The organism is Phyllobacterium sp. (assembly GCF_037994405.1).
Taxonomy (GTDB): Bacteria; Pseudomonadota; Alphaproteobacteria; order Rhizobiales; family Rhizobiaceae; genus Phyllobacterium.
Map to the genome: position 1 here is coordinate 1 of NZ_JBBNAN010000031.1, position 9,593 is coordinate 9,593.

13 protein-coding genes are annotated in these 9,593 nt (G+C 62.4%); 4 read left to right on the top strand and 9 right to left on the bottom strand.

Going from position 1 to position 9,593, the window contains the following annotated elements:
• Positions 1-5 precede the first annotated feature (5 nt).
• The 7 genes from AAAC48_RS02100 to AAAC48_RS02130 all read right to left on the bottom strand — a co-directional run bounded on the left by AAAC48_RS02100 (position 6) and on the right by AAAC48_RS02130 (position 6,080).
• A complete protein-coding gene (locus AAAC48_RS02100; RefSeq protein ID WP_340652583.1) occupies positions 6-359 on the bottom strand; it encodes a hypothetical protein in 354 nt (117 codons plus the stop codon).
• 135 nt (positions 360-494) lie between these two features.
• Positions 495-1,187, bottom strand: a complete 693-nt coding sequence (locus AAAC48_RS02105) for an amino acid ABC transporter permease (RefSeq protein WP_340652584.1) — start codon at positions 1,185-1,187, stop codon at positions 495-497.
• 18 nt (positions 1,188-1,205) lie between these two features.
• Positions 1,206-1,913 (bottom strand): amino acid ABC transporter permease, encoded by a 708-nt coding sequence (locus tag AAAC48_RS02110; RefSeq protein WP_340652585.1) that lies wholly within the window; start codon positions 1,911-1,913, stop codon positions 1,206-1,208.
• A gap of 73 nt (positions 1,914-1,986) precedes the next feature.
• Positions 1,987-2,814 (bottom strand): amino acid ABC transporter substrate-binding protein, encoded by an 828-nt coding sequence (locus tag AAAC48_RS02115; RefSeq protein ID WP_340652586.1) that lies wholly within the window; start codon positions 2,812-2,814, stop codon positions 1,987-1,989.
• Positions 2,815-2,830: 16 nt separating this feature from the next.
• A complete protein-coding gene (locus tag AAAC48_RS02120) occupies positions 2,831-3,571 on the bottom strand; it encodes an amino acid ABC transporter ATP-binding protein (RefSeq protein ID WP_340652587.1) in 741 nt (246 codons plus the stop codon).
• Between the two features lie 47 nt (positions 3,572-3,618).
• The gene (locus tag AAAC48_RS02125) at positions 3,619-5,085 is read right to left on the bottom strand and encodes an NAD(P)/FAD-dependent oxidoreductase (protein ID WP_340652588.1); all 1,467 of its coding nucleotides are present in this window, start codon (positions 5,083-5,085) and stop codon (positions 3,619-3,621) included.
• A complete protein-coding gene (locus tag AAAC48_RS02130) occupies positions 5,082-6,080 on the bottom strand; it encodes a LysR family transcriptional regulator (RefSeq protein WP_340652589.1) in 999 nt (332 codons plus the stop codon). The genes AAAC48_RS02125 and AAAC48_RS02130 overlap by 4 nt, the downstream gene beginning before the upstream one ends.
• Positions 6,081-6,242: 162 nt before the next feature.
• Between AAAC48_RS02130 and AAAC48_RS02135 the strand changes: the two genes are divergently transcribed.
• Both AAAC48_RS02135 and AAAC48_RS02140 read left to right on the top strand, forming a co-directional pair.
• A complete protein-coding gene (locus AAAC48_RS02135) occupies positions 6,243-6,725 on the top strand; it encodes a hypothetical protein (RefSeq protein WP_340652590.1) in 483 nt (160 codons plus the stop codon).
• A complete protein-coding gene (locus AAAC48_RS02140) occupies positions 6,722-7,297 on the top strand; it encodes a peroxidase-related enzyme (protein ID WP_340652591.1) in 576 nt (191 codons plus the stop codon). The genes AAAC48_RS02135 and AAAC48_RS02140 overlap by 4 nt, the downstream gene beginning before the upstream one ends.
• A gap of 868 nt (positions 7,298-8,165) precedes the next feature.
• Here AAAC48_RS02140 and AAAC48_RS02145 read toward each other — a convergent pair.
• On the bottom strand, positions 8,166-8,570 hold the full coding sequence (locus AAAC48_RS02145; RefSeq protein ID WP_340652592.1) for a hypothetical protein: 405 nt from the start codon (positions 8,568-8,570) through the stop codon (positions 8,166-8,168).
• Here AAAC48_RS02145 and AAAC48_RS02150 point away from each other — a divergent pair.
• Positions 8,569-8,901 (top strand): pyridoxal-phosphate dependent enzyme, encoded by a 333-nt coding sequence (locus tag AAAC48_RS02150; RefSeq protein ID WP_340652593.1) that lies wholly within the window; start codon positions 8,569-8,571, stop codon positions 8,899-8,901. The genes AAAC48_RS02145 and AAAC48_RS02150 overlap by 2 nt on opposite strands.
• Before the next feature lie 168 nt (positions 8,902-9,069).
• On the opposite strand, the gene AAAC48_RS02155 is transcribed toward AAAC48_RS02150, so the two are convergent.
• On the bottom strand, positions 9,070-9,267 hold the full coding sequence (locus AAAC48_RS02155) for a helix-turn-helix domain-containing protein (RefSeq protein ID WP_340652594.1): 198 nt from the start codon (positions 9,265-9,267) through the stop codon (positions 9,070-9,072).
• A 106-nt stretch (positions 9,268-9,373) separates the two neighbouring features.
• On the opposite strand from AAAC48_RS02155, the gene AAAC48_RS02160 reads away from it, so the two are divergent.
• Positions 9,374-9,593: hypothetical protein (locus AAAC48_RS02160; RefSeq protein WP_340652595.1), on the top strand; the 220-nt coding region annotated here is incomplete at its 3' end.

The window sequence follows — 9,593 nt, forward strand, 5'->3', positions numbered from 1 at the left end:
GATTTTCAGTTTCGAGATTTTCGAGCCAGCTCCTCACCTTGAATGCGACGTCCTCCGGGTGGACTCTTTCCGCCCATCCCCAGCCAACTGCGCCCGCACCACGGCGTCTTGCCCATGACCGTTTCTATCGACGGCTCAAGCCGGCCGGTGCGAAAGTCGATCAGCTTGACGAAATACTCAAGCACGTCGGTCGCCACTGATCCAAGCGGCCCGCAGCGCTCGCCCTTCTGCCGCTCGGGCAGCTCGTAGCGCTTGGCGGCGCTAAGCACCTGCTGGACTTCCCGCCGCGTCGTCGGCCGCCATATGCGGCTTTCCGATTGCCTATGAGATAGCTGTGCCGGCGAACCGGCGTCGGGCAACGGTCGGCCCCGGGGGCGGCATGACGCAAGCTAAGGGCCGCCTGTCCGCTGCCCGCCAGGTGTCCCTACTTCGCTGCCGCAGGCTACGAGGCACTTGAACGGTTTCCGCTCTAGAGAGTTGCGTCGAGGCTACCCTTAGGTCCGCACCCTAAGGGTCGCTTCCATCCTGTCGGCGATATGTGTGACAGTGTAGGCGATCACCATGTAGATCACGACGGCAATCACAAAGGCTTCGAGGTAGTAGAAGTTCAGCGCGGCGGTCAACTGGGACTGGGCAAAGATATCGACAACCTCGATGGCAAACCCAAGAGATAGCGCCTTCATGATCACCATGAACGAGTTCGCGAGGTCCGGAATCGCCGCGACGATCACCTGGGGCAGCATGACCCGTCGGAACAGTTGGCTGCGCTTGTAGCCCAACGAGTAGGCCGCGTCTGCCTGGCCGGTGTCAAAGGAGTTTAGGGCGCCCTTCACGACCTCTGCCTGGAACGCGGCGACGCAAGCGGTCAACGCGACGATGAGCGTGACCCAGTTCGGCGTCGCGTGACCGTTGAACTCTACCCCGATCAGCGAGGCCAGGAACTGGAGTGCCGGGGGAAGGCCGTAGTACGCGAGGAAGATCACGATCACCATCGGCACGCCCTTGAAGGCGACCTTGTAGGCCACGACGAATTCCCGCAGCACGGGTATCCGCCGATATTCGATCATTGCAAACAGGCTGCCGATGATCGTGGAGAAGACAAAAATCGCCAGCGCCATGGCGAGCGTCACGGGCACCGCGCCCAGGATGCTCCAAAGGTCCGGGAGCAAGACTTCGATATCGAACATGTGGTGACCCTCTCTTGATCAGAAGCTTGCCATGATCGTGGTCTTGGCGGGCGCCGCTTTCGGCGCGAACTTCGATGAGCGAAGTTCGAAGAAGCGCACGACGAGCCACGCGATCAGGCACAGCAGCGCATAGATTACCGCCAGCACGAGATAGGTTTCGAACTGGTACTGGTTGTAGTCCCGCTCCATGACGAGGTGCGCGGTCGCCATCACGTCCGCCGCGCCGATGTACATGACTAGCGCAACATTGTGGATCAAGTAGATGATGGAGTTTCCGTAGCCGGGCAATGCGATGTGCACCGCCTGTGGGCTCAGGACGCGAGTTAGCTTCTGTCGGAAGGTATACCCCAGACTGTCCGCCGCGTCATGCTGACCACGATCGACGGCCAGGTATGCCGGCCGCATGACCTCGGACAGATAGCCCCCGTGATAAAGGCTGAGCCCCATCATCGCAGCTACCGTGGGCGACAGGAAATCTTCGACGCCGAACAGGCCTACCAGCAAGGGAAGCCCGTAGAACGCGACGAACAACTGGAGCACGACGGGGACACTCCGGGCATAGGACACGTAGAGATCGGCCAGTTGACTGATCACTGGTACCCTGCGAACCCGGAACGTCGTCGCGATCAGAGCCAGGCAGAAGCCGACGATTATGGCTGTAAACGTGATCGCGAGCGTCAGCGGCAATGCCGAGAGCAGCTCGGGGATCATTTTGGAAAGGTCCACCTTGGAACACTCCTTCTTGCGGTTTCAGCCATGGTCGCCGGCATGCAGAGACCCGGTCTTGGGCGAGCTTTGGCTACTTGATGTAGGTCGTGACGTCCTCGCCGAACCACTTCTGCGAAATCTTGCCTAGCGTGCCGTCGTCCTTCAGCTCCTTGAGCACCCTGTTCACGTCGTCGAGCAGGGCCTTGTTCTCCTCCGACTTGTGAATCAGGAGGTAGGTGTTGTTGATGGCGACCGGCTCGGACGCCTTGATGTCGAGCTTCTGATTGTCGATCACGGTCTGCTCGCCAAGGTTCGACGGCAGAACCAGCGCGTCGTACTTGCCGCTCTGGACTTCCTTCAGGCGATCCGGGTAGGGGACGCCGGCGCTCGACGCGGTGATCTCGATCTTGTAGTCCGGGTTCTGCTCCTGCCATTGGGTGGCAAACTTGTAGATGCCGCCGCCGGCCGTGACAGGCACGATGTTCTTGCCGACCAGATCCTTCATCTCGTTGATGTTGCTGTCCTTGCGACTATAGATCTTTATCAGACTTGCCCCCATTGGGTTGTCCGGAATGAGGAACTGCTTTTCGCGCGCTGGCGCCTTGTAGTAGCCGCCGGAAGCCATGTCGTACTTCCCAGTGGCGAGGCCGGTCTCCTGCGCGATGTCCGCAGCGCCTTCCATTTCGAACTTGTACTGGGGCAGCTTTGCGTTGATAGCCTTAAGGACGTCGGGCTCGTACCCTTGCGGCTCAACGCCGATAGCGCCCCACGACAGCGGTTTGGATTCTGCCGCCGTCGCGATCTTGATCGTCCGGAGGGAGTTCTGGCCATACGATACGCCCGCGGTTGCAAGGGCGATTGCGACACCGGCTACGGCAAGGCCGAACCGACGGTACGATGATGATCTGATAGAAGACATTTCAGGCATCCTTTCTCTACTGGAGTGCAAGCTCGGAATTGAGGAATTGGGCAAGGCGCGGATTCGAAGGCGAGTCGAAAATCTCGGTCGGGGTGCCTTCGGCGGCGACGACACCCCGGTCCATGAAGACGATGCGGTTCGAGATGCTCTTTGCGAACTGCATCTCGTGGGTAACGAGGAGTGAGGTAATTCCCGACGACGTGACGTCTTTGATCACCTTCAGAACCTCGCCGACGAGTTCGGGATCCAGCGACGAGGTGGGTTCGTCGAAGAGCATCACATCCGGCCGGACCGCCAGCGCACGCGCGATACCGGTTCGCTGGAGCTGGCCACCCGAGAGCTGGGACGGATAGTTGTCCAGCTTGTCGGAGAGGCCCACTCGTTCAAGTTCCCGCCGGGCGATTTCACGCGCCTCGTCCTTGGATTTGCGCTGCACCACCACGAGTGGATCCATCACGTTCTGAATGACCGTCATGTTCTTGAAGACGTTGAATTGCTGGAAGACCATAGCTGTCCGGAGCCGAATCGCCTGGACTGCGGTCTTATCCGCACGCTGGTAGTCCATCCGAATCTGATCGAACGTGATGGTTCCAGACGCCGGCTTGACCAGGTAGTTGATGCACTTCAGCAGCGTGGTCTTGCCGGTACCACTAGGGCCGATGATCGAAACCACGTCACCGCGTTTCACCGAGAGATTGACGCCGTTCAAGATCTGCGTGTTTCCGTAGGACAGCTTTAAATCTTTGAGCTCAAGCATTTCCGGTCGGTGTCCTTTCGAAGGCGAGGTCGATGGTTCGAAAAATGTCAGGTGGCATCGCTCACCTCCTCTCGGGCGTCGGCGTCCGCCCATTCGTCTCCGAGGAGTTCTGGCGTGTCGAACGCTTTGAGATCGGCGAAATGGCGCTCGCGGTCGGCGACGAAGAGCGCCCTCACGATGCCGCGCGCGAGCCGGTCGGCGCCTTCGCTGATGGCGGGAATGTCGCCCGTGAGCTTGCCGTGGCTCAGCGTGGCAGGAAAATTGAAGCAGTGTATTTTCGCCAGCGCCGGGCAGGCGCCGGGCTCGGCTTCGAGAAACTCGAACGCATCTCCAAGGTCGGGCGAGCCTTCGAGTTCGCCGTTGCGCATGTCCGCCGGCACGGGGAAGCGGTCGCGCCAGAGGCGGATGTGGGATGCGACGGCGGCGAGTTCCGGCCGGCTTGTCAGATCGACCTTGAAGCCGGTGCCGAAGATCAGGAAGTCGACCGAATGGCGGCCTTTTGGCGTCGTCACCACGAGATGATCGTCGTCCTGCGCCAGCGCGGTGATCGGGCTTCCCAAGTGGAGGTGAGCCTGCGGGAACGCGCTGACCCGCAGAACGCTGGCGCGGGGCGGCGGGGTCTGGGCGCGCATCGCGTAATCGACAAAGCGCCACTTCCAGTTGTCGGGCAGACCGGCAAAACCGTGCACCACGCCCTGGCTGCCGATGCCGGTGAACTTGTTGATCCGTGGCAAGTCCGTCCGGCGCACGAACATGTCGAGCCGAGCCACCCCGGCCTCGAGTGCGGTGGCGGCGTTGTCCATCGCCGAAGCCCCGGCTCCAACGACTGCGACGCGCTTGCCGCGCAGCGCGGCGAAATCGATCGCATCGGCGGAATGGGCCCAGAACTTCGGATCTATCTCGTCGGCGATAGGAGGCACGAAGGGGCCGCCGAGACCGTCGCGGCCGGTTGCGAGCACGACGTGGCGCGCGATCGTCGTTTCGGTCCGGTCCTCCTGACGGCAAACGACGTCGAGCAGGCCGTCCCCGCGCGTGAGGATCGCGTCGACGGTCGTCGCGTTGCGTACCGGCAGGTCGAGAACGCGCCGATACCAGACCAGGTAGTCCATCCATGTCTCGCGCGGCGCCTTTTCGAGGGCGACCCATGCGTCATGCCCATGCAGCGCTTCGTAGTAGGCGCGGAAGGTGAGCGCCGGCACCCCCATCGCCGGCCCGGTCAGTTGCTTGGGAGAGCGAAGGGTCCGCATCCGCGCGAAGGTGACCCAAGGGCCCTCCCGACCGGCGGGCGCCTTGTCGAGGACGATGTGATTGGCGACACCGAGCCGCTTCAGCATGGCCGACGCGACAAGCCCGGCCATGCCCGCGCCGATGATGACGGCGTCGACAACGCGATGCCCGTCGACGACGCGGGGCGGCACCCAGGCTTTGGCCGGAAGTTCCAGCCAGGCGAGATCCTGCCGCAGGCGCGCCTCGAGGGCGTCGAGTCCGTTCGGAAACGTGGACATGTCGCTCATGACTGCACTCCCTCGGGCAGCGAGGTCCGCCCGTATACGGTGTCGGCCAATGCCTCGGCCCGGCTCGAGTCATGTAGGCGACAACCGGGCATCGCCAACGCCACCGCCAGCGCCGCTTCGATTACGGCGGCGACGGTCGGCGTAAGCGGTCGCGCGGCAGGCGAAATTGCGCCGAACAGGAAGGGGATCGTGTGGTCGAGCACGCGCATCACGATGCCCTCGAGCGGAACGCCGCAGACGGTCGCGGGCTCGACGATGGCGACCCCAAGTCCGGCCCGCACCATCGTGAGAGCCGTCATCGAGGCGTTGACGTCGATAATCCGTTGCGGCGTCACGCCCGCCCGTTCAAGGGCCTCGTCCACCCGGTGTCGCAGGCGGTAGGGGTTCGCCAGGGTGATGATGCGGCGTTCGGCAAGATCGGCGAGCCGCACAACGTCCTGGCCGGCGAGCGGATCGCTCGCGCCCAAGGCGACGACGCACGGTGCATCGGCGACCCAGTGCACATCCAGGCCGGGATGTTCTAGCGGCAGGCTTGCGATCCCAAAATCCGCCGAGCGGGCGAGTACGGCCTGCACGACGTTCTCGGCCGCCAGCGCCTGCACATGAAGATGGCGCGGAAGCAGGTCTGGCGCGACCGCAGCGATCGCCTGCGGCAGAACGCCGGCCGCAAGCGACGGTGTGGCCGCGATCGTCAGCGTCGACGGTTCGTCGAGACCGATGGCGTTCGCCCGCTCGCGGATGTGGGCCAAGCTGGCGAGATGGCGCTCCACCACGGCGTGAAAGAGTACGCCGCGCGAGGTCGGAGTGATGCGCGGCCCGCTCCGGTGCAACAGCGGATAGCCGATATCGGCTTCCAGGTCCTGAATGAGCCTGGTGACCGCCGGCTGCGATCGGCCAAGCAGCCGTGCCGCCCCGGTCACGCTGCCGGCGGACATCACCGCGGCAAAGGCTTCAAGTTGTCGGATATCAAAAGAGTTAGAATGCATAATGGACATCAAACACTCTCCTTCATGTCAGTAAAGCATGAGAATTCTCTCTTGGCGATCGGAAATAGATAATTATTCCGCATCAACCGCGGCCTCTCATTCCTAATTGACATGATAAGGTGGCGCGCCTACCTAGGTTACATGCCTGCTGATGTACCGAGGAGTTTGTTTTTGACACTCATCGAAACCCTAGTCTCCGCAACGCCGGGCTCCGCGCTCGCCCAAGCCATGGAGAAACGCGCTGAGATCTTGCGCCTCAGCCAAGCTGCCCACGACGCCGTCCTTCTGCCGCGCGATCCCGGTGGCCTGACTCACGGCCTAAGGGCCGCGCTTGCCGCGCGTATGGCGCGTCTTAACCGCAACGAGGCGCTCGCAAGCCACTATGACACCCTGGTCGCCCGCGCCGACGAACCGGCGACGGCCTCGCTCGCCAAACCCGACACAAACGTGACGGACCGGCGTACCGGGGAGATCGTCCGTCATGCAGATCGGCTCACGGTCGCGCCACGCGAGGCCACGCGCTCCCATGTGGACGCGTTGCGCGAGGTTGGCGTAACCGACGCTGACATAGTCCGGCTCTCGGAGCTCGCGGCCTTCGTCAACTACCAGGTGCGCGTCATTGCGGGTATGGCGCTGATCGGAGGAATTCAATGAGCGACGTCGTCCACACCTTCACGACCACAGTGCCGCGCTGGCAGCCCTACGTCGTTCCGGTCGATCTTGCGACTGCGACCGACGAGCAGCGAGCGGCGATGCAGGTGACGCCGTCCAACAAGGGCATCTCTACCTATGTCCTCACGCTCGCGCACGACCCCGAGTCGCTCGCGGTCCGCTCGCCCCTGTTTAACCTGATCATGTACGGTCAGGACGGGCTGGCAGCGAGCGAGCGCGAGCTGGGCGCCGTCGCGGCGTCCGTCGTCAATCGCTGCGTCTACTGCGCCGCCGTGCACGCCTCGCGGTTCAACAACCTGACGAAACGCACGGACGTCATCGAAGCCGTGTTCGCCGACGGTCTCGAGGCAACGCTCGACGACCACCTCCAGGCGATCTTCGACTTCTCGGCACGGCTGTCGACCACGCCGCCCGAGGCGACGTCAGCGGACGCGCAGGCGCTGGCCGACGTCGGGCTCGACGAGCTGGAGCGTCTCGACCTTGTTCTGTCCTCCGCCATTTTCGGCTGGGCGAACCGCCTCATGCATACGCTCGGCGAGCCGATGAAGGACTAGAACGGTCCGGGTGTTCGGCCCGTGGCACGCTGAAGCCGCGGGTGCAAGAAGCTCGGCAACCTCATCGAGAGTACGTCCAACACTGCGCCTCGTTCGCGAGGTGGGCATGGTCGCGGTCTTGCCGAGCACGATTTCGGCAGAAGGCATCCAAGCGAAAAAACATTGTGCGCCTGCCGATCACGATCGCAAACGGGCTCGACGCATACGGCATCATAAAGCGACGCCACGAGCTCCTCCCGTCCGATGCCGCGGAATACATCGACATCCACAAGGGGTTGTGCGACGAGTATTTGAAATCGGATAAGAAACAACGTCCCTCAGTTGGTTTTTTCAGATCTATCGAGGTCGAGCGTATCGGTAAGCTCCTATGATCAATGAATCGATTGTGATGTGACGGAGGGCCGCGAAGCTGATTGAACTCCGCTTTGAAGAGGTGGATGATGGCGAGAGGGTTACGACAATCTGCAGGTCAGATAACAGTCCTTAATCATGCAGGAACAAGCAAGCGCCAGGCTTCCTGGCGCTTTTTGCTGTTTGAGAAAGGTACTTCCCAAGAGTCCTTGGGCCCATTAGCGGTCATTGCCCCCTTCCGCTTTCGGGATTATCCCCAAGTCGAGAGTGAACACAATCATGTTCCCGGAACCCGCCGCAGCAGGCCGGGCGGCTTTCCTCGACGAACACCGCCTTTACCAACGAGCACCTGATCGGCTGCTAGCGCGATGACCTCCTGGACCGCCTGATTCACGGATATTCCGCGACTGCCGTTTCGAAAAGGGCAATCGCCTTGAGGGTATCGCGGCGAGGATACCCTTGGTGACGCCATTGATATTCAACTCGGCTTCAATCGTTAACTTGGAGGCCATCAGTTTCAACTCGTCAATGACCGCAAGGCATGCGTGCCGTGCTGGCGCATGCCGCATAGTTTCCCGATAAGGAGTTCCATTTTCGCATCGCCAAAACGGGCTAGGATTTTCTCGGCGCGCGCAAAGGCAAGCCTTTCGGCATCGGGAAAATCGGATGGCTTCAAGCCGCTTCCCGATAGCCGCGCCCCGGCGATATAGCCGCAGAATTCCGCAAAGTCGCGCTCATCGAACGACAAGCTGGCAAAGCCGCCGGGGACAAAATCGACGGCGGCGCTTTTCAACGAGGGATGGTCGGTGACAATGATGCTTTCGATGTGATGGCCAAAGCTTAGGACCGCGAGCAGCTTGCCGCACAGAACGCTCATTAAGGCGCGGCGCAAGTGATGATCGATTTCAGCAGCGTCAGGCATGCCATGCACTATCTCATATTTTTGCGCATCCGGCACCAGCCCGCCCATTGCCCCTGAATGCCCCGCCTTGGCCGCATTATCGGGAGGAAGGGTAGGCTATGGCGTTCCAACACCGGCGATGGTCGAGGCAGTTCGGCTGATGGCAAGCCGGGAGGGCCTGCTGCTTGACCCCGTCCACGGCGGGAAAGCGTTCGCCGGCTTGCTGGCGGACATCTCGGCCGGACGATATGCGGCCGGGGATAACGTCCTCTTCATCGTGACCGGCGGGAGCCCCGGCCTCTACGCCTACGCGAACGATTTCCTCGGCGCAGACCACAAGCATCCGATCTGAGCAACGTCCTCACCTCCTTGCCACGCAGCGGCTCGAAACACCGCAACGCCTCTGGGAAATGCTGAGCACCATCGTCCCCCCGTTTCTTACGTTGCAGAACAGATTTTTTTCAACACCATCGATGAGCGCGGCGGCTGTGGGGCGTAGGCTGAGCCGGGCGATCCGGACTTACAAGCTGCGGCGGATTTCGCGCACGCCGCGGCCGAGCCTCTGGCGCAGCAGCGCGCGCAGAATCGCGCCTTCGGCATAGCCGACTTCGGCGGCGATCTGGTCGACGCTGGCTTGGCTGATCTTGAGCAGGTGCACGTGTTCTATCCGCAGGTCCTGGAAGTAGGCGAGCGGTGATTTGCCGAGCACGCGCTGCATCCGGCGCGCCAGGGTGCGCTTGCTGGTGGCGAGTCTGGTCGAGCGAGAAGCCCTCGGCCAGGCGTAGCCGCGCCCAACGTTCGAACTTGTGCACCAGCGGATCCGCGTGGGCCAAGTGGCCGGGGATCGTGTACACCGCCTGCGAGGTGCGCGCGTCCGCCACCAGGTACCGCGCGGTGAGGCTGGCCAGCTCGGGGCTGGCGCGCCGGATCAGGGTCAGCGCCAGGTCCAGATGGCTAAGCGCCGCGCCGGCGGTGACCACCGCGTTGGACTGCACGATAATTCGCGTCTCGTCCAGCCGCACCCGCGGATAGCGCTGCCGGAAC

Excerpts from the sequence above, each read along its gene's own strand:
- AAAC48_RS02130 (WP_340652589.1), bottom strand. The coding sequence starts at position 6,080 with ATGTCCATTATGCATTCTAACTCTTTTGATATCCGACAACTTGAAGCC.
- AAAC48_RS02155 (WP_340652594.1), bottom strand. The coding sequence starts at position 9,267 with ATGCAGCGCGTGCTCGGCAAATCACCGCTCGCCTACTTCCAGGACCTG.
- AAAC48_RS02105 (WP_340652584.1), bottom strand. The coding sequence starts at position 1,187 with ATGTTCGATATCGAAGTCTTGCTCCCGGACCTTTGGAGCATCCTGGGC.
- AAAC48_RS02115 (WP_340652586.1), bottom strand. The coding sequence starts at position 2,814 with ATGTCTTCTATCAGATCATCATCGTACCGTCGGTTCGGCCTTGCCGTA.
- AAAC48_RS02145 (WP_340652592.1), bottom strand. The coding sequence starts at position 8,570 with ATGCCTGACGCTGCTGAAATCGATCATCACTTGCGCCGCGCCTTAATG.
- AAAC48_RS02120 (WP_340652587.1), bottom strand. The coding sequence starts at position 3,571 with ATGCTTGAGCTCAAAGATTTAAAGCTGTCCTACGGAAACACGCAGATC.
- AAAC48_RS02140 (WP_340652591.1), top strand. The coding sequence starts at position 6,722 with ATGAGCGACGTCGTCCACACCTTCACGACCACAGTGCCGCGCTGGCAG.
- AAAC48_RS02125 (WP_340652588.1), bottom strand. The coding sequence starts at position 5,085 with ATGAGCGACATGTCCACGTTTCCGAACGGACTCGACGCCCTCGAGGCG.
- AAAC48_RS02150 (WP_340652593.1), top strand. The coding sequence starts at position 8,569 with ATGCCATGCACTATCTCATATTTTTGCGCATCCGGCACCAGCCCGCCC.